Raw genomic sequence first — 24,729 nt, 5'->3', positions numbered from 1 at the left:
ATCGCGGGGCGCCGCCCCCTTTGACAGCGCGGGGGACGGCACCTATATGCGGGCTCGTTCGAAGGCTTCGAGCAAGGCGGCCCTGGCGCGGGGGCCGACCCGGGATGGAGGCCTCGAAATCAGCAGAACGACGCGACGGCTGTGGGCCGGGAATGCCTCGAAAGGGGCTGATTCCCGTTTGTCCTGCGGCCTTTTGTCGTTTCTGCGCCATCGCACGCGTGCGACGAAATCCCTTGCCGGGGCGGCGGGTCGACTCGAAGTCGGCCGGACCGAATCGGCACAACACGAAGCAGAGGCTCCATACCTTTATGGCAACCCAGCTGAACGAGGCGAACATCCGCCCGACTGCCAAGAAGCGCATCCGCAAGATCTTTGGCGACATCCACGAAGTCGTCGAAATGCCGAACCTGATCGAGGTCCAGCGCGAGAGCTACGAACAGTTCCTCCGCTCCGATCCGGCGACCGGCTATGTCTCTGGCCTGGAAAAGACCCTGCGCTCGGTCTTCCCGATCCGCGACTTCGCGGGCACGGCCGAACTCGACTTCGTGCACTACGAACTCGAAGACCCCAAGTACGACACGACCGAATGCCGCCAGCGCGGCATCACTTACGCGGCCCCGATGAAGGTCACGCTGCGCCTGATCGTGTTCGAGATCGATCCTGACACCGAGGCCCGTTCGGTTCTCGATATCAAGGAACAGGACGTTTACATGGGCGACATGCCGCTCATGACCGAGAACGGCACCTTCATCATCAACGGCACCGAGCGTGTCATCGTGTCGCAGATGCACCGTTCGCCGGGCGTTCTGTTCGACCATGACCGCGGCAAGACGCACTCGTCAGGCAAGTACCTGTTCGCCGCCCGCGTCATTCCGTACCGCGGTTCGTGGCTGGACTTCGAATTCGACGCCAAGGATATCGTCAACGTCCGCATCGACCGCAAGCGGAAGCTGCCGGTCACCGCGCTGCTCTATGCCCTGGGCCTCGACAGCGAAGGCATCCTTGACCACTTCTACGACACCGTTGTCTGGGAACGCGGCGAAGGCGGCTGGAAAATCCCGTTCACCGCAGAAGGCTGGCGCGGCCAGAAGCCGGCGTTCGACATCGTCGACGCGGCATCGGGCGAAGTCGTCTTCCCGGCAGGCACCAAGATCAGCCCGCGCGCTGCCAACAAGGCGGCCAAGGACGGTCTTGCCGAACTGCTGATCCCGACCGAGGAAATCTTTGGTCGCTATGCCGCCAAGGACATGATCGACGAATCCACCGGCCGCATCTGGCTCGAAGCCGGTGAGGAAGTCAGCCCCGAGAACCTCGAGGCGCTGGACAATGCGGGTGTCGACAAGCTCGAACTGCTCGACATCGACCACGTGAACAAGGGTCCGTGGATCCGCAACACGATGGAAGCCGACAAGGCCGAGAACCGCGAAATGGGTCTCGAGGCCATCTACAAGGTCATGCGCCCGGGCGAACCGCCGACGAAGGAAACCGCAGAAGCCCTGTTCGAAGGCCTGTTCTTCGACGGCGAACGCTATGACCTGTCGGCCGTTGGCCGCGTGAAGCTGAACATGCGCCTCGGCCTTGATGCCGAGGACACGATCACGACCCTGCGCAACGAGGACATCCTCGCTGTCGTCAAGGAACTGGTCGACCTCAAGGACGGCAAGGGCGAAGTCGACGACATCGACAACCTGGCCAACCGCCGCGTCCGTTCGGTGGGCGAGCTGCTCGAAAACCAGTACCGCGTCGGCCTGCTGCGCATGGAACGCGCGGTCAAGGAACGCATGAGCAGCGTCGACGTCTCGACGGTGATGCCGAACGACCTCATCAACGCGAAGCCCGCCGTGGCCGCGGTGCGTGAGTTCTTCGGCTCCTCGCAGCTGTCGCAGTTCATGGACCAGACCAACCCGCTGTCGGAAGTCACCCACAAGCGCCGCGTCTCGGCGCTTGGGCCCGGTGGTCTTACCCGTGAGCGCGCAGGCTTCGAAGTCCGCGACGTTCACCCGACGCACTATGGCCGTATCTGCCCGATTGAAACGCCCGAAGGCCCGAACATCGGTCTGATCAACTCGCTCTCGACCTTTGCGCGCGTCAACAAGTACGGCTTCATCGAAACCCCGTACCGCAAGGTGATCGACGGCAAGGTGACCGGCGAGGTCCAGTACCTCTCGGCCATGGAAGAGCAGAAGAACACGGTGGCACAGGCCTCGGCCGACCTCACCGGCGAAGGCACTTTCGTCGAGGATCTCGTCTCGGCCCGCCAGAACGGTGAGTTCGTGATGAGCCCGTCCGAGCAGGTCACGCTGATGGACGTGTCGCCCAAGCAGCTCGTCTCGGTTGCCGCATCGCTCATTCCGTTCCTGGAAAACGATGACGCCAACCGCGCGCTCATGGGATCGAACATGCAGCGTCAGGCCGTGCCGCTGGTCAGGGCCGAAGCGCCCTGGGTCGGCACCGGTATGGAAGAGACGGTGGCCCGCGATTCCGGTGCTGCCATCTCGGCACGCCGCGGCGGTATCGTCGACCAGGTCGACGCGACCCGTATCGTGATCCGCGCCATCGGCGACGTCGAAGCCGGCCAGTCGGGCGTCGACATTTACCGCCTGCAGAAGTTCGAACGCTCGAACCAGTCGACCTGCATCAACCAGCGTCCGCTGGTGAAGGTGGGCGAAGTGGTGCAGTCCGGCGACATCATCGCCGACGGCCCGTCGACCGACATGGGTGAACTGGCGCTGGGCCGTAACAGCCTCGTCGCGTTCATGCCGTGGAACGGCTACAACTACGAAGACTCGATCCTGATCAGCGAACGCATCGTCAAGGACGACGTGTTCACCTCGATCCACATCGACGACTTCGAAGTCATGGCCCGCGACACGAAGCTCGGCCCCGAAGACATCACCCGCGATATCCCGAACGTCGGCGAGGAAGCCCTGCGCAACCTCGACGAAGCGGGCATCGTCTACGTCGGTGCCGAAGTGCATCCGGGCGACATCCTGGTCGGCAAGATCACGCCGAAGGGCGAAAGCCCGATGACGCCGGAAGAAAAGCTTCTGCGCGCCATCTTCGGTGAAAAGGCCAGCGATGTGCGCGACACCTCGCTTCGCCTGCCGCCGGGCGTGTCGGGCACGATTGTCGACGTTCGCGTCTTCAACCGTCACGGCATCGAGGTCGACGACCGTACCCGCGCCATCCAGAACGAGGAAATCGAACGCCTCGCCAAGGACCGCGAGGACGAACGCGCCATCCTCAACCGCGCGACCTACAACCGCCTGCGCGACATGCTCGTCGGCCAGACCGCTTCGGCAGCGCCCAAGGGCGTGAAGAAGGGCGTCGAGATCACCGAGGAGATGCTGAACGAGGTCGAGCGTTTCGAATGGTTCAAGTTCGCGGTTGCAGAAGACGGTCGCCAGGCGCAGCTCGAAGCCGTCAAGGAACAGTATGACGAGGCCGTCCAGGCCATCAACGCCAAGTTCGAGGACCGCAAGGAAAAGCTCGAACGCGGTGACGAACTGGCCCCCGGCGTCCTCAAGATGGTCAAGGTCTTCGTCGCGGTGAAGCGCAAGCTGCAGCCGGGCGACAAGATGGCCGGCCGTCACGGTAACAAGGGTGTCATTTCGCGCATCCTTCCCGCCGAAGACATGCCGTTCCTCGAAGACGGCACCCCCGTCGATCTGGTTCTGAACCCGCTGGGCGTGCCGTCGCGCATGAACGTCGGTCAGATCTTCGAAACCCACCTCGGCTTTGCCGCGCGCGGGCTCGGCATGCAGATCGCGGAGCAGCTCGACGAGTGGCGCACCAACAACCCCGACGCGATGGCAGGCCCCCCGCCCGCCGCGCTGATCGACAAGTTGAAGGACGTCTACGGCGAGAACTACTACGACGACATCGAGAACCGCTCGAGCGAGGAAGTTGCCGAACTGGCGAACAACCTGCGTCGCGGCGTTCCGATGGGCACTCCGGTCTTCGACGGCGCGCGCGAAGGCGACGTGACGACGATGCTGGAAAAGGCAGGCTACGAAAGCTCGGGCCAGTCGGTGCTTTATGACGGTCGTACCGGTGAAGCCTTCGACCGCAAGGTCACCGTGGGCATCATCTACATGCTCAAGCTGCACCACCTCGTCGATGACAAGATCCACGCGCGTTCGATCGGTCCCTACTCGCTCGTCACCCAGCAGCCGCTGGGCGGTAAGGCGCAGTTCGGTGGCCAGCGCTTCGGTGAAATGGAGGTCTGGGCGCTCCAGGCCTACGGCGCGGCCTACACGCTGCAGGAAATGCTGACCGTGAAGTCGGACGACGTTGTCGGCCGTACCAAGGTCTACGAAGCGATCGTCAAGGGCGACGACACTTTCGAGGCCGGCATCCCGGAAAGCTTCAACGTGCTCGTGAAGGAAATGCGCTCGCTGGGTCTCAACGTCGAACTGTCCTCGCTTACCGACGATAGCGAAGACGGCGACATGGCCGAGGCTGCCGAATGAGGAAACGCGGGCGGGCCACGTGCTCGCCCGCTTCCCCTTCGCACACAGGTTTTTCCCCTCAAGGGATTTGAAAAATGAACGAACTGACCAAATTCGCAAACCCGGTGGCCAAGCCGGAAACGTTCGACCAGATCCAGATCGGTCTTGCCTCGCCCGAGCGCATCCGTTCATGGTCGTTCGGCGAAATCAAGAAGCCGGAAACGATCAACTACCGCACGTTCAAGCCTGAACGCGACGGCCTGTTCTGCGCGCGCATCTTCGGTCCTGTGAAGGACTACGAGTGCCTTTGCGGCAAGTACAAGCGCATGAAGTACAAGGGCGTCGTCTGCGAAAAGTGTGGCGTCGAAGTGACCGTGACCAAGGTGCGCCGTGAACGCATGGGCCACATCGAACTGGCCGCGCCCGTCGCGCACATCTGGTTCCTGAAGTCGCTTCCCTCGCGCATCGGCCTGCTGCTCGACATGCAGCTCAAGCAGCTTGAGCGCGTGCTGTATTTCGAAAGCTACGTGGTGGTCGAGCCGGGCCTGACCCCGCTCGAAAAGTTCCAGCTTCTGACCGAAGACGAACTGCTCGACGCGCAGGACGAATATGGCGAAGACGCGTTCAGTGCCGGCATCGGCGCCGAAGCGGTCAAGATCATGCTCATGGAACTCGACCTCGAGCAGGAACGTGATGACCTGATGGAAGAGCTGGCGACGACCAAGTCGACGCTGAAGCCCGCCAAGATCATCAAGCGCCTGAAGGTCGTCGAAAGCTTCATCGATTCGGGCAACCGCCCCGAATGGATGATCCTTGATGTCGTTCCGGTCATTCCGCCCGAACTGCGCCCGCTGGTCCCGCTGGACGGCGGTCGTTTCGCGACGTCGGATCTCAACGATCTCTATCGCCGCGTCATCAACCGCAACAACCGCCTGAAGCGCCTGATGGAGCTGCGCGCGCCGGACATCATCGTCCGCAACGAAAAGCGCATGCTGCAGGAAGCCGTCGACGCCCTGTTCGACAACGGCCGTCGCGGCCGTGTCATCACGGGTGCGAACAAGCGTCCGCTGAAGTCGCTGTCCGACATGCTCAAGGGCAAGCAGGGCCGCTTCCGCCAGAACCTTCTGGGCAAGCGCGTCGACTATTCGGGTCGTTCGGTCATCGTGACCGGCCCCGAACTGAAACTGCACCAGTGCGGCCTTCCCAAGAAGATGGCGCTCGAACTGTTCAAGCCGTTCATCTACGCCCGCCTCGATGCCAAGGGTCTTTCGATGACCCTGAAGCAGGCCAAGAAGTGGGTCGAGAAGGAGCGCAAGGAAGTCTGGGACATCCTGGATGAAGTCATCCGCGAACACCCCGTCCTCCTGAACCGCGCACCGACGCTGCACCGCCTTGGCATTCAGGCGTTCGAGCCCGTGCTGATCGAGGGCAAGGCAATCCAGCTGCACCCGCTCGTCTGCTCGGCCTTCAACGCCGACTTCGACGGTGACCAGATGGCCGTCCACGTGCCGCTTTCGCTGGAAGCCCAGCTGGAAGCCCGCGTGCTGATGATGAGCACCAACAACATCCTCTCGCCCGCCAACGGCAAGCCGATCATCGTGCCTTCGCAGGACATGGTGCTGGGTCTCTACTATCTCTCGATGGAGATGGAGAACGAGCCGGGCCAGGGCATGGCGTTTGCCGACATGGCCGAAGTGCACCAGGCGCTTCAGGTCGGTGCCGTCACGCTGCACTCCAAGATCACCGCCCGCGTCATGCAGACGGACGAAGACGGTAACCAGTACGTCGCGCGCGTTGAAACGACGCCGGGTCGCATGCTGATCGCGGAATGCCTGCCCAAGAGCCACAAGGTTCCGTTCGATGTCGTCAACCGCCTTCTCACCAAGAAGGACATCGGTGACGTCATCGACGAGGTCTATCGTCACACCGGTCAGAAGGACACGGTCCTGTTCGCCGACGCGATCATGGTCCTGGGTTTCCGTCACGCCTGCCGCGCCGGCATTTCGTTCGGCAAGGACGACATGATCATCCCCGAAACCAAGGAAGCGATGATCGCCGAGACCAAGGCGCTGGTTGCCGACTACGAGCAGCAGTACCAGGACGGTCTCATCACCTGGCAGGAAAAGTACAACAAGGCGATCGACGCCTGGAGCCGTTGCGGCGACCAGGTCGCGGCCGAGATGATGGACCGCATTAAGTCCCAGCCCGTGGACGAGGAAACCGGCCGTCTGAAGCCGATCAACTCGATCTACATGATGAGCCACTCCGGCGCGCGTGGTAGCCCGGCCCAGATGAAGCAGCTGGCCGGCATGCGCGGCCTGATGGCCAAGCCGTCGGGCGAGATCATCGAAACGCCGATCATCTCGAACTTCAAGGAAGGCCTGACCGTTCTTGAATACTTCAACTCGACCCACGGCGCCCGTAAGGGCCTGGCCGATACCGCACTAAAGACCGCGAACTCGGGTTACCTGACCCGTCGTCTGGTCGACGTGTCGCAGGACTGCGTCATCGTCGAAAACGACTGCGGCACCGAGAACGCGCTCGAAATGCGCGCCATCGTTCAGGGCGGCTCGACCATCGCATCGCTTGGCGAACGTATCCTGGGCCGTACGCTGGCCGAGGACCTCGTCCACGCCAAGACGGGCGAAGTGCTGGCCAAGGCTGGCGACCTGCTCGACGAAGCGGCGATCAAGAAGATCGACGAAGCCGAATCGCAGGTGGCGAAGATCCGTTCGCCGCTGGTTTGCGAAGCGCAGCAGGGCGTTTGCGGCACGTGCTACGGCCGTGACCTTGCCCGCGGTACCCCGGTGAACATCGGCGAAGCCGTTGGCGTCATCGCGGCACAGTCGATCGGTGAACCCGGCACGCAGCTGACGATGCGTACGTTCCACATCGGTGGCGCGGCGCAGCTCAACGAAACCTCGCACCTTGAGGCGGTTTCGGACGGCAAGATCGTCTATCGCGACATGCCGACCATCGTCGACAAGCGCGGTCGTCGTCTGTCGATGGCCCGCAGCGGCGAAATCCTCGTCATCGACGCCGAAGGGCGCGAGCGTGAAATGCACCGTGTTCCCTACGGTACCTTCATCATGTTCGAGGACGGCGCACAGGTGAAGCAGGGCGACCGGATGGCCGAATGGGATCCGTTCACCCTGCCGATCATCACCGAGCAGTCGGGCGTCGTGAAGTACCAGGACCTGATCGACACCAAGACCCTGGAAGAGCGCGTCGACGAAGCCACCGGCATCGCCCAGCGCGTCGTGATCGAGTATCGCGCCGCCGGCCGTTCCAAGAAGGAAGACCTGCGTCCGCGCATCACCCTTCTGGGGCAGGCAAGCGACGAGACCGAGGCAGCCCGCTACATGCTGGCGCCGGGTACGACCCTGTCGGTCGAGGACGGTCAGGAAGTGCAGGCCGGTGACATTCTCGCCCGTGCTTCGCGCGAAGCGGCCAAGACCCGCGACATCACCGGCGGTCTGCCGCGTGTTGCCGAGCTGTTCGAGGCCCGCAAGCCGAAGGACAACGCGGTCATCGCCAAGGTCTCGGGCCGCGTCGAGTTCGTTCGCGACTACAAGGCCAAGCGCAAGATCGCGATCATCCCGGAAGAGGGTGATCCGGTTGAGTACCTGATCCCGAAGTCGAAGGTGATCGACGTTCAGGAAGGCGACTTCGTGAAGAAGGGCGACAACCTGATCTCCGGTTCGCCCGATCCGCACGACATCCTCGAGGTGCTTGGCGTCGAGGCGCTGGCCGAATACCTGTGCACCGAGATCCAGGAAGTCTATCGACTCCAGGGCGTGAAGATCAACGACAAGCACATCGAGGTGATCGTTCGCCAGATGCTGCAGAAGGTCGAGATCACCAACGGCGGCGACACCACGCTGCTTCCCGGCGAACAGGTCGATTACGAGGAAATGCTCGAGTACAACGCGAAGCTCGACAAGGGTAAGCAGCCGGCAGAGGGCAAGCCTGTCCTCCTCGGTATTACCAAGGCTTCGCTGCAGACCCGTTCGTTCATCTCGGCGGCATCCTTCCAGGAAACCACGCGCGTGCTCACGCAGGCCGCGGTCGAAGGCAAGAAGGACTCGCTGATCGGTCTGAAGGAAAACGTCATCGTCGGCCGTCTCATCCCCGCCGGTACCGGCGCGGGCATGAACCGCGTCCGCGTGGCCGCTACCAGCCGCGACGCAGCCCTGCGCGCCCAGTATCGCAAGATGCAGGAAGCGCTGATCGCTGCCGAAACGGCCAAGGAAGAGCACGAGGCCGAACTGGCACAGGGCCCCGAAGCCGCGATCGGTGACGATCCGCTGGCCAAGGTCGAGGGCGAGACCCACGGTCTCGACGCCGATGCCGGTGACTACCTCAACGAAGAGGCCGCCGATCACGACGGCAGCGAGGAAGAAAGCGAGAGCTGATCCTCCTGCGCGCTTTCCCCGCGAAAGCCTGGAAATAACAAACCCCCGTCAGAGCGATCTGGCGGGGGTTTCGTTTTGGAACAACGCGTGTTTCATTTCAGGTGTTTACTGCCGATTTACCTTCCTGCCCTAAGTTCTGCCCCACACGCGGTTTCACTTATTTGGGGATTGAACCGGTTATGGGAGGCAGACAGGCCGCCCTTTTTGGTCGCGCCGACTACCTGATGGTCCGTCGCTTGCAGGACTACGCAGACCGTGGCCAGCTTGCGGCTGCGACGTCGGCGTTCGGTGCTTTCATCACGTGCGTCATCCGCCTTGGAGGGCAGGGCGTGCTGATCCAGTTCGCCTGGCTGGGCTTCATGCTGGCGATCAGCCTTGCCCGTGTCGAAGTGATCCGCCGCTTCACCCCCGAATCGATCGACCTTTCCTATTTCAAGAAACAGCGCCGCTACATGTTTGGCCTCGGCATTGCCGATTCGGTCGGATGGGGCGTGGGCATCGGCATGTTCGCGATGTTCGCGCGCGAAACCGAGCTTTACCTCCTGTCGGTCCTGGTCGCGGGCGTCGTCACGGCCTCCATGATCTATTATCGCGCCCTGCCGCGGATCTGCGCGGTCTTCGTGGGTACGATGACCCTGACGGGCTTCGGCATCAGTTACGCGACCTTCGGCCGGATCGAGATCGTGTCCTTTGCCCTCATCAGCGCGCTGGCCATGATCCTGTTTCGCGGCATCTACGACGATGCGAAACTCTATCGCCGCAAGTTCGAGGGCGAGGCGGAACTGGCTGAAAGCGCAGAAACGATCCAGCTCCTGCTGCACGACTATGAAGCGCAAAGCGCGGACTGGCTGTGGCAGGTCGACAAGGGCGCCTGCCTTGTCGCGGTATGCGACCGTTTCGGCGAAGCGGCGGGATGCGAGTCGTGGAACCTCGAAGGGCGGGAAATGGTCTCGCTGTTCGACCACGGGCCGCAGCGCGAATTGCTGGCCCATCGCCTGCTGGTGCGCCAACCGTTCCGCGACCTGACGATCAGCCTGACGGTGGGTGGCGAAACCCGCTGGTGGACGATGTCGGCCAATGTCTGGGACGACGGCACGATGCATGGCGTGGCGCGCGATACCACCGACACGCGTCAGGCGGTTGAACGCGTCAATTTCATGGCGCACCACGACATGTTGACCGGCATCGCCAACCGGTTCCTGTTTGGCGAAACGCTGGCCGAAGTGCTGGGGCGCAAGCAGAACGCGGGTGGGCTGGCGCTGCTCTATCTCGATCTCGATCATTTCAAGCAGATCAACGACACCTTCGGCCATTCGACCGGCGACCGGCTTCTGGCCGAAGCGTCGAAGCGCATCAGCGGCGCGGTGAAGTCGCACGACCTCGTCGCGCGGCTAGGCGGGGACGAATTCGCGGTCCTGCTAACCCGCCTGACGGATCAGGAAACCGCCAAGATCGTCGCACAGCGCATCGTCGAGGAAATGGAAAAGCCCTTCGTGCTCGGTGACCAGAAGCTGTCGACCAGCACGTCGGTCGGCATCGCGCATGTCGATCGCACGATGCAGGGCGCGGCGCGAAACCCCGATACCCTGCTGCGTCAGGCCGACCTTGCGCTCTATGCCGCCAAGGCGCTGGGCCGGGGCACGTTCGCGGAGTTCGAGCCGTGGCTGGAAGAGCGCGACCGCGAACGCGCGCAGCTTGAGGCCGACCTCAAGACCGCGATCCAGAACGACGAATTCACGCTGCATTACCAACCGCTCTACGACATCGCGCAGAAGAAGACGGTGGGCTTCGAAACGCTGGTCCGCTGGCAAAGCCCGATCTGGGGCGTGGTCATGCCGGGCGAATTCATCCCGCTGGCCGAAGACAGCGGCCTGATCGTGTCGCTGGGCGAATGGATCATCCGCAATGCGGTCGAGGAAGCGGCAAGCTGGGCAGAACAGGAAACGGTGGCGATCAACCTTTCGCCGCTGCAGATGCGGTCCCCCCGCCTGATTCCGACACTGGCCGAGGCGATCCGCAACACCGGTATAGACCCGTCGCGGATCGAGCTGGAAATCACAGAGAACATGCTGATGCATGACAGCGAACGGAACGTTGCCATGCTGCATGAACTGCGCGGCATGGGCATGCGCATCTCGCTCGACGATTTCGGGACCGGCTATTCCTCGCTCAATTACCTGCGGTCTTTCCCATTCGACAAGATCAAGATCGACAAGTGCTTCGTCGAGGATATCGAGGATCGCGAGGACTGCCAGGCGATCGTGCGGGCCGTCATGCACCTGGCCGGTGCGCTGGGCATGTCGACCGTTGCCGAAGGGGTTGAACGCAAGAGCCAGCTGGAATGGCTGCGCACCGAAGGGATCACCCAGATCCAAGGCTATCTCATATCCTACCCCGTCAACGCCGAGGAACTGAGCGACGGGCGCCCCTTCAACGAGGATCGGGCCCAGTGGTTCAAGCCGCCCGAACTGCGCGGCAAGAAGGCGGACGGAGACGGCGACGCATTAGAAAACGCCGCCTGAGCGCGCAGACCGGCCGTTGGCGGTGACAAATCCCGTCATTCTGGCCGATTGCGTGAAATTGCGGATTGATGACTTGCGCCCACGTTCCTAGCGTAGAGCCATGTTCACTCCGCAGCTCCTGCTCGGCATCGTTTTCGCCACGATCGGTATTTTCGTGGCGCTGATGGGCGTGGACCAGGTCCGCAAGGGCGGGGCAGGCGACAACAAGAAGCTGATCGCCTCTGGCATCGTGCTTGCCGTGCTCGGCATCGTCCTGGCCGTAATCTAGCCCGCGTCGGGATTGGCGTCCAAAGTCCATCCGCCGCCCAGCGCCTTGATCGCCGCTGCATGGGACGCGACCGCGTCTCCCTTTGCCGACAGCGCCGCGCGTTCCGCCTCGTCATAGGCGATTTGCGCCTGGCTGAACGCGATGCGCGAATCTTCACCCGCCTCGTATCGCTGGCGCGCCAGTTCCAGGCTCGTCGCCGCATCAGCCCGCGCCGCCTCCAGCGCATCCCATGCCGCGCGCGCCGCGTTGTAGCGGTTGAGCGCGGTCTCGCTGTCGGCCAGCGCGCCCAGCACCGCCTGTTCATAGGCCGCGGCCGCTTCGTCGGCGCGGGCGTCGGCGGCCCTGATCTGCGCGCGGATGCGGCCGCCTGCAAAGATGGGCCAGGATAGCGTCGGCCCTACGGTAAAGCGCAGGGAATCGCCCGAAGCCAGATAGCCCACGGCCCGCGCCTGTTGCCCGATGGAGCCGATCAGCGAGATTTTCGGAAAGAGCTGCGCGGTCTGCACGCCGATGTCCGCGGTCGCAGCGGCAAGCTGGTATTCGGCGGCGATCACGTCGGGGCGGCGGCGCAGGACATCGGCGCGAAGGCCGGCGCGGACCGCTTCCGGAGGGGTGGGCACGGGCGCGGGTTGGGAAAGAAGGTGCGCGGTCCCCTCGGGCGGCTGGCCGGTCAGGACAGCCAGTGCATTGGTGGCGGCAACCGCCTTCGCCTCGGCGGCGGGAAGCCGCGCGTGCGCCGCGTTCAACGCCGCATCGGCATCGGCGGCGGGGCCGCGTGCGATCTCGCCGGCCTCATAGCTTTGGCGGGCGAGGCGGGCGATCGTTTCGCGCGCGGACAGGTCGGCGGCGGCAAGCGCGCTTTCGGCCTGTGCCTCGCGAAGCTGGACATAGGCGCGCACGGTTTCGGCCACGACGCGCAGGCGCGCCTCGCGCGACAAGGCCTCGGCCGCGCCGACGCGATACCCCGCCGCTTCCACCGCGCGGCGCGTGCCGCCCCACAGGTCAAGCTCCCACGATGCGTCGAAGCCTGCATCGAACAGCGAGAATTCCGGTGCGAAACCCGGAAGCGCGCCCACGGGAAGCTGGCCATTTTCCGAAAGCCGCTGCCGCGTGGCCGACGCGTTGGCGGCCACTTCGGGCACGCGCCCGCCCGCTGCCGCATCAAGCCCCGCACGGGCCTGCCGCAGGCGCGCTTGTGCTTGTGCGATGTCGCGGTTTGCCGCCACCGCCTTTTCGACCAGTTCGGTCAGCACCGGATCACCCAGCGCGCGCCACCCTTCGGCCTCGATTTCGGCACTGTCGATGCCGTCCTGCGACCATGCGCCGACTTGTCCCGTGACATCGGGGCGTTCGTAATCGGGCCCGACGGTACAGGCCGACAGGGCGACAAAGGGCAGGGCAAGGACGAGAAGCTTGCGCAAAGGTCTACTCCATCCGCGAGCGGAACAGCGCCGATGCCGCCCAGAGCGACAGCACGGCCTGAACCGCGAGCGGCCAGGTGTTGGACAGGACGTCGGAGGCCGGCATGGCCTTGAGGAAAGTGCCTTCGGACACGACGAGGAACCATGTCGGCGGATTGAGCCAGGTGATCGCCTGAAGCCATCCGGGCATGTTGTCGACCGGGCTGGCATAGCCCGACAGGATGATCATCGGCACGGTCAGCGCGAACATGCCCAGAAAGGCCTGCTGCTGCGTCGCGGACACGACCGAGATCAGCATCCCGATGCCTGTCAGCGCCAGCAGGTAGAACACCAGCGACAGGTAGAACAGCGGCAGCGAACCCGTCAGCGGTACACCGAAGACCAGCGGGGTCAGGATCACGAACAGCGTCACGTTGAACAGGCCCACGACAATGGGGGGAAACATCTTGCCGATCAGGATTTCATGCGTGCGCAGCGGCGAGACGAGGAGCTGGTCCAGCGTGCCCAGTTCGCGTTCGCGCGCCACCGATTGCGACACGACCGCGATGGACGATACCGCCGCGATGATCGCGATCAGGGCGGGCATGACGAACCAGATGTAATCGAGGTTCGGGTTGAACCAGTTGCGTACCGTGGTGCCGCTGCCGCGCCCGTCCAGCCGGGCCGCGATGGCCGATCCGCGCGGGGTTGCCGGCGATACGTCGCCCACGATGCGCTGCATGTAACTCGACACGATCTGCGCGGCATTGGACCGCCGCCCGTCATAGACCGCGCCGAACGCGGCGGGGCGACCGGCATCGACATCGGCGGAAAATTCCGGCCCGAAGCGCAGGACCGCGATCACGTCCTGCCGGTCTATCGCCTTTTCCAGAGCCGCGTCAGAGCGCATCACGCGAACTTCGCGCACGTTGGGGCTGCCCTCGATCCGCTCCACGATCTCGCGGCTCCACTGCCCTCCGTCGAGGTCGAGTACGCCTATGCGGATGTTGGTGACTTCCATGGTCGATGCGAAGGAAAACAGGAAGAACTGGATCAGCGGCGGGGTGACCAGGATCAGCCGCGCCCGCGGATCGCGCAGGACTGCAAGCAACTCCTTGCGGAAAATGGCGCGCAGGCGCGGACCGATCAACGATTTCGGCAGGAACCGGGGCCAGCGCAGGCTCATGCGATCCTCCGCCGGGTGGAACGGACGCAAAGGCCGAACAGCACCGCGCCAAAGCCGAGCAGGATCGCCATGTTCGGCGCGAACAGGCCCCAATCGTCACCGGCGAGGAAAACGGTCTGGATTTGCGGGATCAGGTAACGTGCCGGCACGATATAGGTCAGCGCCTGGAGCAGTTTGGGCATCGAGGCGATTTCGAACACGAAGCCTGACAGCAGCATCGTGGGCAGGAACGCGGTGAGCAGGGCGACCTGGCTCGCCACGAACTGGTTCTTGAGCGCGGAAGAGATCAGCAGGCCCTGTCCCAGCGCCGGGACTAGATAGACCGCGGCGATCGCGAACAGCGCGAAGACCGACCCGCGAAACGGCACGCCGAACAGGAAGATGGCCAGTAGCGTGCAAAGCGTCATCGATACGATGCCGAGCGCGAAGTAAGGCACGATCTTGGTCAGCAGGAATTCGCCCATCCCGATGGGCGTGGCCATCAGCGCCTCCAGCGTGCCGCGTTCCCATTCGCGCGCGACGACGAGCGCGGTCAGCAGCGATCCGATCATTGTCATGACGATCGCGATGGCGCCGGGGACGAGGAAGTTGCGGCTGGCAAGGGCCGGGTTGAACCAGAACCGGGACAGAACGTCGATCGGCGGGGCTACCGCCATGCCGTGATCGCTGGCCCGCTGTGCTGCCCATGTCGCGCGCACGCCTTCAGCCTGTCCGGCCACGAAGCTGGCGGTATTGGGCAGTGCGCCATCGGTGATGACCTGTATCTCGCCCCCGCCTGCCGCGACCTCCCGCCCGAATTGCTGCGGGATGACGATGATCGCACGGATGTCGCCTGCCACCATCCGGTCGCCCAGTTCCTGCACCGATCCGGTTTCCACCACGTCGAAATAGCGCGATGCGGCAAATGTCCCGGCCAGCGAACCGGCCGCGCCGCTGTCGTCCTCCACCGCCATGCCGACCCGCGTGCTGGTCGCATCAAGGTTCACGCCATAGCCCATCAGGAACAACAGCATGACCGGCAGGACGAAGGCGATGAGGAAGGTCGATGGGTCGCGCAGGATCTGGCGCGTCTCCTTCAGCATCATCGCGGTAAAGCGCGCGGCGCGCGGATGGCGGGCCGGATCGATCATGCCGCCTCCATCTCCTCGCGCCGGGCGTCGGACTGTTCGATGAGGGCGATGAAGGCGTCTTCCATCGGGGCATCGCCAGTGCCTGCCTCCTGCTTCAGGTGATCGGGGCTGCCGGTGGCGATCTGCTCTCCGCGATAGATGAGGGCGATTTCATCGCAGTATTCGGCCTCGTCCATGAAATGCGTGGTAACCAGGACCGAGACGCCGCGTTCGACCAGCCCGTTTATGTGGCTCCAGAATTCGCGCCGCACGATGGGGTCGACGCCCGATGTCGGTTCATCGAGGAACAAGACCGGCGGACGGTGCAGCACCGCACAGGCCAGCGCCAGACGCTGCTTGTAACCGAGCGGCAGCAGACCCGAATCGCTGTCGAGATAGGGATCGAGGCGAAAAGTCTCGATCGCGCTTCCCACTGCCTCTTGCGCCTCGGAATTGTCGAGGCCGTAGGCACCGGCGAAGAAGGCCAGGTTCTGCCGCACCGACAGATCGGCGTAGAGCGAGAACTTCTGCGCCATGTAGCCCAGCGACTGCCGTGCATCGGCGCGCGCGGTGCGCAAGTCGAAGCCGTTGACCGTGCCGGTCCCCTCGCTGGGGGTGAGCAGGCCGCAGAGCATCTTGAAGGTCGTCGACTTGCCCGCACCGTTAGGGCCGAGCAGCCCGAAAACCTGCCCGCGCCCGACCGAAAAACGAATGTCATGGGCCGCGGTGAAATCGCCGAAGCGGCGGGTTAGGCCATGTGCCTCGATCGCGGGCCTGTCGCTGGCGGCAACTTCGGGATAGCGCGCGGCCAGCGCCGACGTGCCGCCCGGACCGCCGCCCAGCAGGTCGACGAAGGCGTCTTCGTATCGCGGGCGCGCCTGTCGCGGTTCGCCCGATGCGCCGATTTCCGACGCGGGCGGTGCCTTGGCCCCGTCCTTGAGCAGCAGGCGGATCGAATCGCCCTGCACCATGCCGTCGATGACGCGGTCCTTGTCCAGAGCTTCGCGCAGGACGCGGCGGCGATCGCTGGCCACCGAATAGCGCACGACGCGCCCCTCCATCCGGCCGGTCAGGTCCCCCGGCTTGCCGGAGGCGAGGATTTTACCCTCGTTCAACAGGAACACCGTGTCGCATTTCTCCGCCTCGTCCAGATAGGCGGTGGACCACAGGATGCCGATGCCTTCACCCGCAAGCTGGCTGACCATGGCCCAAAGCTCGCGCCGGGAAACCGGATCGACGCCGACACCGGGTTCGTCCAGCAAAAGCAGGCGCGGCTGGCGGATGAGCGCGCAGGCAAGGCCCAGCTTCTGCTTCATGCCGCCCGACAATTTGCCCGCAAGCCGGGTCTGGAACCTGGCGAGATCGGTAAAATCGAGCAGGGTGGAAAACCGCTCTGCCCGTTCGCCATGCGGCAAGGCGCGCAGATCGGCGTAGAGGTCGAGGTTCTCGCGCACGGTCAGATCTTCGTAGAGCCCGAACCGCTGCGGCATGTAGCCCAGCGTATTGCGGTCCTGCGCGGTGGCGGGTTTTCCGCCAACGGTGGCCTCTCCCGCGTCTGAGTCGATCAGCCCGGCAAGGATACGGATAAGCGTCGTCTTGCCCGCCCCGTCGGGACCGACCAGCCCGGTCATCTCACCCGGCGCAATGGCGATGGCCACGTCGTCGAGAGCGGGATGGTCCAGCCCGTCGAAACGTTTCGTCAGGCCATGTGCAAGAGCGACCGGATCGGTCATGTCAGTCCGCGGCAGGGCGCGCGGCGGGGATGGCGACAGTGACCGGCTGGCCCTGTCGCAGCCCGTCGTCGGGGTCGTTCACCAGCACGCGGACGCGGTAGACGAGGTCCGCGCGAAGATCCTCCGTCTGCACCGTCTTGGGCGTGAATTCCGCCGTGGGCGCGATCTGGGCGACCGTGGCGTCGTATCGCTTCGGATTGCCGGTGGCGGTCACCACGGCCTTCATGCCGGGGGAAATTCGCGACAGGTCCTCTGCCCCGACATAGGCGCGGATGCGCATGGGGCGGTCGATGGTCAGCGTCAGGACGGTTTCGCCGGGGCCGACGATGGCACCGGGTTCGCGCGCGCGGGTCAGGACGCGGCCCGCGTTGGGGGCGCGCAGGATGCCATCTTCGAGGTCGGTACGGGCGGCATCGCGGCGGGCGCGGGCGGCATCGACTTGTGCGGCGGCGGCCTGCTTGTCTTCGACCCGCGCGCCTTCGCGGGCCAGCGAGAGCGCGGCGGCGGCTGCGCGGGCGTCGGCCTGCGCGGCTTCGTAGCGGGCCTTCGTCGCGTCGAAGACCTGGCGGCTGACCGCGCCGGTTTCGACCAGCCCTTTGCGGCGTTCATAATCGTCGCGCGCACTGGCCAATGCTGCCTGTGCCTGGTTCAGCCTTGCCTGTGCCTGCGCGATTTCCTGCGGGCGGCTTCCCGCGCGGGCCTTGGCCAGTTCGGCGCGGGCAATGCCCCATTGCGCATCGGCGGCGGCAAGTGCGTCGCGCATCTGCGCCATGTCCAGCCGCGCGACGGCCTGCCCTTTCTCGACCGCTTGCCCTTCTTCGGGGCCGATCTGATCGATCCGGCCGCCGTTGCGGAACGCAAGGTCCACTTGCCGCACGTCGACATTGCCATAGAGGGTCAGGCCGCTCGGCTGGGACGCGAAAAGGCCGAAACCGCGCGTGGCGAACAAGACGACGGCCAGGACGATGACGACCGCCGCGATGACGATCTTGCGACGGTTCATGCGTGTTCTCCCGTATTCAGGCTGCGCAGGACGGCGGAAAGATGGACGCGCGCGGCGGCGGCGAGCTGGTGTTTTTCCTCCGCGCCGATCGCCTCCCACCCGCTGAACCGCATGGCCGTGGCGCGGCAGGTGCGGAACATCAGGATCTGGCCCATCAGCATGACGGCCAGCACGCGGGCGCGTTCGGGATCGATCGGCGGGTTCGCCGCGGCGACCAGCAGGCCGGCGATGCTGGTCAGCAGGGGGTTCATCACGCCCTCATAAAGAACGTCGAACGCTTCTGTCGGGGCGGCCTGTTCGCGCAGCATGAACATGGCCACGGTGTCGAGCCGCGGGTCGGTGACGATGGCGACGCCTGCTTCCAGCAAGGGGAGAAGTGCGGTCTCGATCTCTTCGCGCGGTGCACCCAGGGCGTCGAGCGCGTCGATCCCGTTTAGCACCGGCTGGATGCGTTCGCCCAGGATTTCGGCGATATGCCGTGCACAGGCGAGGTACAGGCCCTGCTTGCCGCCGAAGTGGTACGTGATCGCTGACATCGGCTTGTCGCAGGCCGATGCGATGGCGCGGGTGCTGGCCCCTTCGAACCCGGATCGCCCGAACAGGTCGATCGCAGCGTTCAACAGGTCGGCGTTCGGGGCTTCACGAGTCTCGTTCATTCGAACGAATTACGCGCATCGGATGTATTTGGGCAAGCGTGAACTGGGCATGCGGGCCCTTAAACGGGAACGGCCGGGGCACGAATGCCCCGGCCGCCCTTCCTCGTCCCAAGGAAGCCCGTGCTGTTACCAGGCGGCCTGGAAGCCAGCGCGCGCGCCAACCTCGCCGCTATCGAAGCCGATTCCCATCCCCGCGGAGAACGAAGTATTGGTCCCGACCCTGGCTGCGAAGGAGGCGGAGCCTGCGACACGCTCCTGGAAGTAGCCGAAGCCACCCGAGACGCCGAAACTCGTGCCCGGCATCAGCACCGGCGATTCCATCGCCAGCGCCATGGCCACGCCTTCCTGCGCCTTGCGCACCTCGCGGCGGTTCTGATCAGCAAGATCGAACAGCATCGAGGTTTGGCCCTGAAGGTCGACGATCGCTGCCGAATTCGAGGAAATCGAGGCGGAGTTCGCCGCGATGGCCGCGTTGTTCATGGCGATCAGCGTGGAATTGGCCTGCACGTCGTTGAAGCTGGCAAGCCCGTTCAACCCCGCGGTGGTGCTGAGCCCCAGCGTGCCGTTGTTATCGGCGGTGACGACGGCGATCGGCCCGGTCTGCGATGCCGTGCTGGCATCCAGCGATGCGATCACGACCTGTCCGTCGTTCGTGGCCGTGGCCCCGTTGCCGATGGCGACGGAGTTGGTGCCCGATGCGACCGCCTGGTTGCCCAGCGCGACGGAAGTATCGCCAGAGGCGACAGCCGCCTCGCCGACGGCGACGGAGCGAACGCCCGATGCCGTGGCGAGGTGGCCCAGCGCGGTCGCACGTTCGGCGGAAGCGGAGGACTTCCAGCCATATGCGGTCGCGCCGGGGCCCATTGCCTGGGCCTGCCCGCCGACGGCAGTGGTCGATGGTCCGGTGGCGATCGTCTGCAGGCCGTTATCTCCATCGCGGTTGCCGCCGATGGCGATCGAGTCCCCACCCTCGGCATAGGCGGTGTTGCCAATCGCGATGGAATTCGTGCCGGACGCCACCGAATCTTCGCCGCCGGCAAAGCTCTGGTCACCCGTTGCCGCGGCCTGGTGGCCGACGGCGGTTGCCATCATTCCGGTTGCCTCGGCCTGCCAGCCGAATGCGGACGATCCGGGGTTCATGGCAACGGATTCGCCGCCGATGGCCGTGGTCGAATTGCCCATGGCCATCGCGCTGTCGCCAACGGCCAGCGCGTCGATGCCGTTGGCAATCGATTCGTTGCCGATGGCGGTCGCAAAATCGGTCTGCGCATCGGCATTCTCACCCACGGCAAGCGAGCGTTCGCCCGTCGCGGTGGCGAGGTGCCCGAGGGCTGTAGCGCGAGTTCCGGTGGCCTGCGATTGCCAGCCAATCGCGGTCGCGCCCGGCATCGTCGCATCGGATTCCCCGCCGACGGCGACGGTCGAGGGAGCCGTCGCCGTGGCGGGGTCGGTGCCGGCATCATCGCCGCCAATGGCGACTGCGTCCGTGCCGGTCGCCGTTGCTCCACTGCCGACGGCGGTTGCCCCGGCAGCGGTACCGGTGCTGGCGTCCGTGCCGCACTCGGTGGATTCGGTTAGCGGATCATCGTTCTGGTCATTGCACTGCGGGGTGTCATCGGCATGCGCAGCAGCAGCAAGGCCGAGAGTCGCGGTCGAGGCCATGAGGGCCATCGCAATCCGTGTCGTACGAGTATTCATGCGGGTTTCCTTCCTTCGTGGACGAGAAACCGCAGACGGCATCGTTCGCGAGTGAGGCGGGAAACAGACGCATCACGATACTTGTAGCCATGTCCTTCCCCCGTATTCGCTCGCAAGCGATGGTATCGCTGCGGGAAGCCCGTTGCCGGGCGACGGGGGCAGTTACGAAGGCAGGGTGTGATCGGATGCACAGCGGGCGCGAAAAAACTTCGCTAGCCGCGCGCGTGGCAAAAATAATACCCTTTTTTCAGTAATTTAATCTGATAAAAATTATACGCTGTCGAGCGGTCCGGCCACGATGATCGGCAATGTCGGTGCCGCGTGGGGTGCCCCGGTGCTGTTTTCGTACGTCACGGCCAGAAGCGCGCCGGCCCGCAGCAGGTCGGCTTCCTCGCCCGTCAGGTCGCGTTCGAACCGGCCGTCCTGCGGGATCAGGCCCAGCGAGACGGGGGCCCCACCTTCGGGAATGACCCAAAGTTCGGGCGACTTGCCCTGTTCGGGGGCAAGGCCCGCGGCGGTCAGCGCCAGGCGGCGGCCCTCGGGATCGATCAGGCTGGCCAGACGGATCGCGGCATCTTCGGACGCGAGCTGCGCGACGAGCTGGCCTTCGCTGGATGCGACCTGCGTCTCGGTCGGCATCGGAACGGGGACAGGAACCGTGGCAGGCGTCGCGACATAGAGCGCGATGGCCGCCGCCGCCGCGCCAAGTCCGGCCAGCGCGACCCCGATGCTCCACGGAGCAGGGCCGCGCCTGATCGACACGACATTGTCGCCGGTATCGGCGGTGCCTTCCAGCCGCGCGTCGATGGCGGGCCAGACGCTATCCGAAGGTTCGACCGGCGTGACCTGTTCGGCCCACGTGCCGATGCGGTCTTCCCACCACTGGACCTCGCGCACGAATTCGGGGTCGGACAGCAGCCTGCGCCGCGCCTCGGCCAGTTCGTCGCCTTCCAGCACGCGCAGGGCATATTCGCCCGCCAGCATGGATTCGCCCTCGGTGTCGGCCGGATCAGCCACTCAGACATCCCTTCAGGCTTTCCAGCCCGCGCCTGATCCAGCTTTTCATCGTGCCCAGCGGCACGCCAAGTCGGGTGGCGAGTTCGGAATGGGTTAGCCCGTCGAAAAAGGCCATGCGGATCGAACGGCGATGATTGCCCTGCAGCCCTTCGAGGCAATCCTGCACGCGTGCCGCGTCTTCCTTGTCGCAGAGCATTTCGTCGGCCAATGCGCCGTCGTCCTCGATCTCCGGCAGGTCTTCGTCGGCAACCTCGGTCTTGCGCCCGGCACTGCGGCGGGCATCGATCGCGGCATTGCGGGCGATAGTGCAAAGCCAGGTGATCGGGCTGGCGCGGTCGGGGTCGAAGCGACCGGCGCGGCGCCATACCTTGAGGTAGACGTCCTGCAACACGTCTTCGGCGGATTCGCGATCCCGTTCGATCCGGATGATGACGCCCAGCAGCTTTGCCGATGTCATGGAATAGACGGTTTCAAGCGCGACACGGTCCCCGCGTCCGACAAGGCGCAGCGCCCTGACCAGTTCCTGCCGCTTCTGCTGCGGCGCGGAAGTGCTTGTCGTGTTCATCTCCGCGGGCAAAGCTAACCGCAAGAGCTTAACATTACGAGTATAATTGCGCGGGCCTGCCAGAATTGCGGGAAATTCCATACGGCGAAGACGCTTGGGAACACCATTGCATGCTTTACCCGAAAGAGCCCGTCGCCTAGGGGCAGAGGCGCCGCCCGGTGCCCGATTTTGCGGTACGTCGCCGGGAAGATCAGGCCGCTGATCCAAGCGAATGGCAGACGGCAAAACGCGATAGCTGGAATTACGTGATGAAGTCGCAAGACGACGAAACCGTGCAACCCGCCGACAAGGCGCGCTGGATATTCCATTGCGGCATGAAGGGGCTCTGCCCCCGTTGCGGCAAGGGAAAGATGTTCCGCAAATGGCTCAAGCTTCAGGATACCTGCCCGGCGTGCGGTCTCGACTATGCCTTTGCTTCGCCCGATGACGGTCCGGCCTTCTTCTCGCTGTGCATCGTCGCCTTTCCGCTGACGCTTTTCGCGGTCTGGGTCCAGGCAGCTTTCGAGCCGCCTTTCTGGGTGCACCTGGTGACGTCTTTGCCCTTGCTTGTGATCGGTTGCATCTGGCCGCTTCAGTACATCAAGGGCTGGCTGGTCGCGTCGCAATACGTGAACAAGGCGCAGGAAGCCGGGACGGAAAAACTCTGGGCCGAACTCAACGAACGCGAAGCGCAGACGCGAAAGAAGGACGACCGCTGACGGTCCGGGGCCGAGCATGGCCCCGCCCTGTCCGTTTCGCCTGCTCTATCGAACGAGTGCAGGCACAGGGGGGTGGGACGGCGCGACCATCCTTCAGAAAATCACTTCAAATCAGTGCTTTAAGAAGGAAAGTGGCGGAGACGGAGGTGGCAAGTAGGCCGATGCAACCAGTTGTGGTTTAACGGAAATGCGAGGCGTTTCGAGGGCTATTTACCACAATTGTTCCCCGACTTCGCTGAACCGCGATTTGAGCCTCTGACTTTGAGTAACTCTAGGCTCAGTGTCACGAATTTTTGGAAACGTATAATATGTCCCGAACGGGAAAGTGCACCTTTCAAAGCCGCCTTTTGAATGGTAAATGTCCCTTTCGGGAAAAATATCTTGAATTTGATCGACTATCTGCATATATTTCCCGATCGGGAAAGGAAGTGCTCATGCTCGATGTTGCTGCTATCGGCCAAATCATTCGCGAAGAACGCAAGGAGCTTGGTCTGCGACAGGACGGGTTGGCCGCTGCAAGCGGCGTCGGTTTGCGCTTCCTCGTCGAATTGGAGCGAGGGAAACCCACCGTCCAAATGGGCAAAGTGCTCAATGTTCTCGCCGCACTTGGTTGTGAATTGCAAATCAAGCGGCCTGACGGGATCGAGATAGCGGGTCGAGCGGTCGCGCCCAAGAAGGATGAGGCGGAGTGACGCTGCCAATTCTGGATACGCTTGTGGTCTGGTGGGACGAGCGCAAGGCAGGCGAACTCTCGATCGACAAAGGTGGCGCGATGCATTTTGCATATGCGCCTGACTGGCTGGCTGACGAAACGGCCCCGGCGCTTTCCCATGCGATGCCCAAGCAGCAAGAGCTATTTAAAGACCATGCTTGCAAAGCAGTCTTTGGTGGACTCCTACCCGAGGAAACCCAGCGCACGGCTATCGCTCGCGCGCTTGGAGTTTCGCCCGACAATCCCTTTCGGCTGCTTGAAGCATTGGGTGGAGATGTTGCCGGTGCTCTTGCATTCCTGCCCAAAGACGAAGAACCGCTCCAGGACCACTCCGAGACCACTCCGGAACCACTCCAAGAGAACGAACTGGCCGAATTGCTGGGCAGACTGCCTGCTGTTCCCATGCTGGCAGGTGAGGGCGGCGCGAGGCTCAGCCTTGCAGGAGCGCAGAGCAAACTGCCCGTGGTGGTCACCGCAGATGGAGGCATTGCGATACCTCGTCTTGGCGAGCCATCCACGCATCTGATCAAGCCTGAACCCGATCGCTTTGCCGGATTGGCTGCAAATGAGGCCTTCTGCCTCGCACTAGCGCGCGCCGTGGGCATTGATGCTGCCCACGCAGAGTGGCGCGAGGTGGCGGGCAAGCCGTTGCTGCTGGTCGAACGCTATGACCGGATGTGGATCGAGGGAAAAACGAAACGCCTGCATCAGGAAGACTTTGCACAAGCGCTTGGCGTACCTTCGAACCGGAAATACGCGGCAGAGGGTGGGCCGACTTTTCGCGATAGCTTCGCTCTGTTGCGCAGTGCTGCGACGCGGCCAGCGCGCGAGGTGTTGAAGCTCGCCGACGCCGCGATCTTCAATCTCATCATCGGCAACGCCGATGCCCACGCAAAGAACTATAGTCTGCTGCGCCGGGAAAACGGCGAGGTGGTGCTTGCCCCGCTTTACGACCTTGTCGCCACGCATATGTGGAAGGAGCTGTCGCCAAAGCTCGCAATGCGATTTGGCCGCGCAGCGACCTTGGAGGAGTTTGATCGGGAAGCTACGGCGCGCTTCGCGGCGGAGTCGGGGTTGGGCGGGCCATATATCAAGAAAAGGGTATCTGAAATCGCGGCAAGTGTTGGAGTGAACATTGATGCAGGACTGACAATACCTGGGTTGACTTGCTCAGATGGGGTCGAGGAACTTGAAAACGTAATTGCGCGGCGGGCGAGCAAAGTGGAATTGCTGCTGTGATTGAGAACCCCATTGGCTCCGTTAACGCAATAGTGCCAGGTCGCAGTGCGCAATCGC

Annotated in this window: 16 protein-coding genes; 7 read left to right on the top strand and 9 right to left on the bottom strand. The window is 64.0% G+C overall.

Going from position 1 to position 24,729, the window contains the following annotated elements:
- Positions 1–308: 308 nt before the first annotated feature.
- From rpoB to FAX90_RS08410, 4 genes are all read left to right on the top strand, one after another.
- Entirely contained in the window at positions 309–4,472 is a 4,164-nt protein-coding gene (rpoB, locus tag FAX90_RS08425; RefSeq protein ID WP_144096964.1) for a DNA-directed RNA polymerase subunit beta, read from the top strand.
- A 74-nt stretch (positions 4,473–4,546) separates the two neighbouring features.
- A complete protein-coding gene (gene rpoC / locus FAX90_RS08420) occupies positions 4,547–8,866 on the top strand; it encodes a DNA-directed RNA polymerase subunit beta' (protein WP_144096963.1) in 4,320 nt (1,439 codons plus the stop codon).
- A 179-nt stretch (positions 8,867–9,045) separates the two neighbouring features.
- On the top strand, positions 9,046–11,388 hold the full coding sequence (locus tag FAX90_RS08415; protein WP_144096962.1) for a putative bifunctional diguanylate cyclase/phosphodiesterase: 2,343 nt from the start codon (positions 9,046–9,048) through the stop codon (positions 11,386–11,388).
- Positions 11,389–11,488: 100 nt separating this feature from the next.
- Positions 11,489–11,656 carry a DUF2964 family protein gene (locus tag FAX90_RS08410; RefSeq protein ID WP_144096961.1) on the top strand — a complete coding sequence of 56 codons (168 nt, stop codon included), beginning with the start codon at positions 11,489–11,491 and terminating at the stop codon, positions 11,654–11,656.
- Here the strand turns inward: FAX90_RS08410 and FAX90_RS08405 are convergent.
- The 9 genes from FAX90_RS08405 to FAX90_RS08365 all read right to left on the bottom strand — a co-directional run bounded on the left by FAX90_RS08405 (position 11,653) and on the right by FAX90_RS08365 (position 22,023).
- Complete coding sequence (locus FAX90_RS08405) at positions 11,653–13,077, bottom strand: efflux transporter outer membrane subunit (protein ID WP_240704804.1); 1,425 nt, start codon at positions 13,075–13,077, stop codon at positions 11,653–11,655. The genes FAX90_RS08410 and FAX90_RS08405 overlap by 4 nt on opposite strands.
- A gap of 4 nt (positions 13,078–13,081) precedes the next feature.
- Positions 13,082–14,242 carry an ABC transporter permease gene (locus tag FAX90_RS08400; RefSeq protein ID WP_144096960.1) on the bottom strand — a complete coding sequence of 387 codons (1,161 nt, stop codon included), beginning with the start codon at positions 14,240–14,242 and terminating at the stop codon, positions 13,082–13,084.
- Positions 14,239–15,372: an ABC transporter permease gene (locus FAX90_RS08395; protein ID WP_144096959.1), complete on the bottom strand. Its 1,134-nt coding sequence runs from the start codon at positions 15,370–15,372 to the stop codon at positions 14,239–14,241. The genes FAX90_RS08400 and FAX90_RS08395 overlap by 4 nt, the downstream gene beginning before the upstream one ends.
- A complete protein-coding gene (locus tag FAX90_RS08390) occupies positions 15,369–17,084 on the bottom strand; it encodes an ATP-binding cassette domain-containing protein (protein ID WP_144096958.1) in 1,716 nt (571 codons plus the stop codon). The genes FAX90_RS08395 and FAX90_RS08390 overlap by 4 nt, the downstream gene beginning before the upstream one ends.
- Position 17,085: 1 nt before the next feature.
- Entirely contained in the window at positions 17,086–18,087 is a 1,002-nt protein-coding gene (locus FAX90_RS08385; protein ID WP_144096957.1) for an HlyD family secretion protein, read from the bottom strand.
- The gene (locus FAX90_RS08380; RefSeq protein ID WP_144096956.1) at positions 18,084–18,743 is read right to left on the bottom strand and encodes a CerR family C-terminal domain-containing protein; all 660 of its coding nucleotides are present in this window, start codon (positions 18,741–18,743) and stop codon (positions 18,084–18,086) included. The genes FAX90_RS08385 and FAX90_RS08380 overlap by 4 nt, the downstream gene beginning before the upstream one ends.
- A 126-nt stretch (positions 18,744–18,869) precedes the next feature.
- Positions 18,870–20,441: a hypothetical protein gene (locus FAX90_RS08375; protein WP_170234917.1), complete on the bottom strand. Its 1,572-nt coding sequence runs from the start codon at positions 20,439–20,441 to the stop codon at positions 18,870–18,872.
- Between the two features lie 270 nt (positions 20,442–20,711).
- The gene (locus tag FAX90_RS08370; protein WP_144096954.1) at positions 20,712–21,458 is read right to left on the bottom strand and encodes an anti-sigma factor; all 747 of its coding nucleotides are present in this window, start codon (positions 21,456–21,458) and stop codon (positions 20,712–20,714) included.
- On the bottom strand, positions 21,451–22,023 hold the full coding sequence (locus tag FAX90_RS08365) for a sigma-70 family RNA polymerase sigma factor (RefSeq protein ID WP_144096953.1): 573 nt from the start codon (positions 22,021–22,023) through the stop codon (positions 21,451–21,453). Before FAX90_RS08365 ends, FAX90_RS08370 begins: the two co-directional genes overlap by 8 nt.
- A gap of 248 nt (positions 22,024–22,271) precedes the next feature.
- Here FAX90_RS08365 and FAX90_RS08360 point away from each other — a divergent pair, with 248 nt between their 5' ends.
- From FAX90_RS08360 to FAX90_RS08350, 3 genes are all read left to right on the top strand, one after another.
- Positions 22,272–22,721: a DUF983 domain-containing protein gene (locus FAX90_RS08360; protein ID WP_144096952.1), complete on the top strand. Its 450-nt coding sequence runs from the start codon at positions 22,272–22,274 to the stop codon at positions 22,719–22,721.
- Positions 22,722–23,155: 434 nt separating this feature from the next.
- Positions 23,156–23,413 carry a type II toxin-antitoxin system Y4mF family antitoxin gene (locus FAX90_RS08355; protein WP_144096951.1) on the top strand — a complete coding sequence of 86 codons (258 nt, stop codon included), beginning with the start codon at positions 23,156–23,158 and terminating at the stop codon, positions 23,411–23,413.
- The gene (locus tag FAX90_RS08350; RefSeq protein WP_144096950.1) at positions 23,410–24,672 is read left to right on the top strand and encodes a type II toxin-antitoxin system HipA family toxin; all 1,263 of its coding nucleotides are present in this window, start codon (positions 23,410–23,412) and stop codon (positions 24,670–24,672) included. Before FAX90_RS08355 ends, FAX90_RS08350 begins: the two co-directional genes overlap by 4 nt.
- Positions 24,673–24,729 lie beyond the last annotated feature (57 nt).

It is taken from the genome of Croceicoccus sediminis, assembly GCF_007570835.1.
Classification (GTDB): domain Bacteria; phylum Pseudomonadota; class Alphaproteobacteria; order Sphingomonadales; family Sphingomonadaceae; genus Croceicoccus; species Croceicoccus sediminis.
This window is presented reverse-complemented; position numbering and strand designations above follow the sequence as displayed.

Bases quoted from the DNA above. Each gene is read 5' to 3' on its own strand.
- rpoB (WP_144096964.1), top strand. From the start codon at position 309: ATGGCAACCCAGCTGAACGAGGCGAACATCCGCCCGACTGCCAAGAAG.
- rpoC (WP_144096963.1), top strand. From the start codon at position 4,547: ATGAACGAACTGACCAAATTCGCAAACCCGGTGGCCAAGCCGGAAACG.
- FAX90_RS08415 (WP_144096962.1), top strand. From the start codon at position 9,046: ATGGGAGGCAGACAGGCCGCCCTTTTTGGTCGCGCCGACTACCTGATG.
- FAX90_RS08410 (WP_144096961.1), top strand. From the start codon at position 11,489: ATGTTCACTCCGCAGCTCCTGCTCGGCATCGTTTTCGCCACGATCGGT.
- FAX90_RS08400 (WP_144096960.1), bottom strand. From the start codon at position 14,242: ATGAGCCTGCGCTGGCCCCGGTTCCTGCCGAAATCGTTGATCGGTCCG.
- FAX90_RS08395 (WP_144096959.1), bottom strand. From the start codon at position 15,372: ATGATCGATCCGGCCCGCCATCCGCGCGCCGCGCGCTTTACCGCGATG.
- FAX90_RS08390 (WP_144096958.1), bottom strand. From the start codon at position 17,084: ATGACCGATCCGGTCGCTCTTGCACATGGCCTGACGAAACGTTTCGAC.
- FAX90_RS08385 (WP_144096957.1), bottom strand. From the start codon at position 18,087: ATGAACCGTCGCAAGATCGTCATCGCGGCGGTCGTCATCGTCCTGGCC.
- FAX90_RS08380 (WP_144096956.1), bottom strand. From the start codon at position 18,743: ATGAACGAGACTCGTGAAGCCCCGAACGCCGACCTGTTGAACGCTGCG.
- FAX90_RS08375 (WP_170234917.1), bottom strand. From the start codon at position 20,441: ATGAATACTCGTACGACACGGATTGCGATGGCCCTCATGGCCTCGACC.
- FAX90_RS08365 (WP_144096953.1), bottom strand. From the start codon at position 22,023: ATGAACACGACAAGCACTTCCGCGCCGCAGCAGAAGCGGCAGGAACTG.
- FAX90_RS08360 (WP_144096952.1), top strand. From the start codon at position 22,272: ATGAAGTCGCAAGACGACGAAACCGTGCAACCCGCCGACAAGGCGCGC.
- FAX90_RS08355 (WP_144096951.1), top strand. From the start codon at position 23,156: ATGCTCGATGTTGCTGCTATCGGCCAAATCATTCGCGAAGAACGCAAG.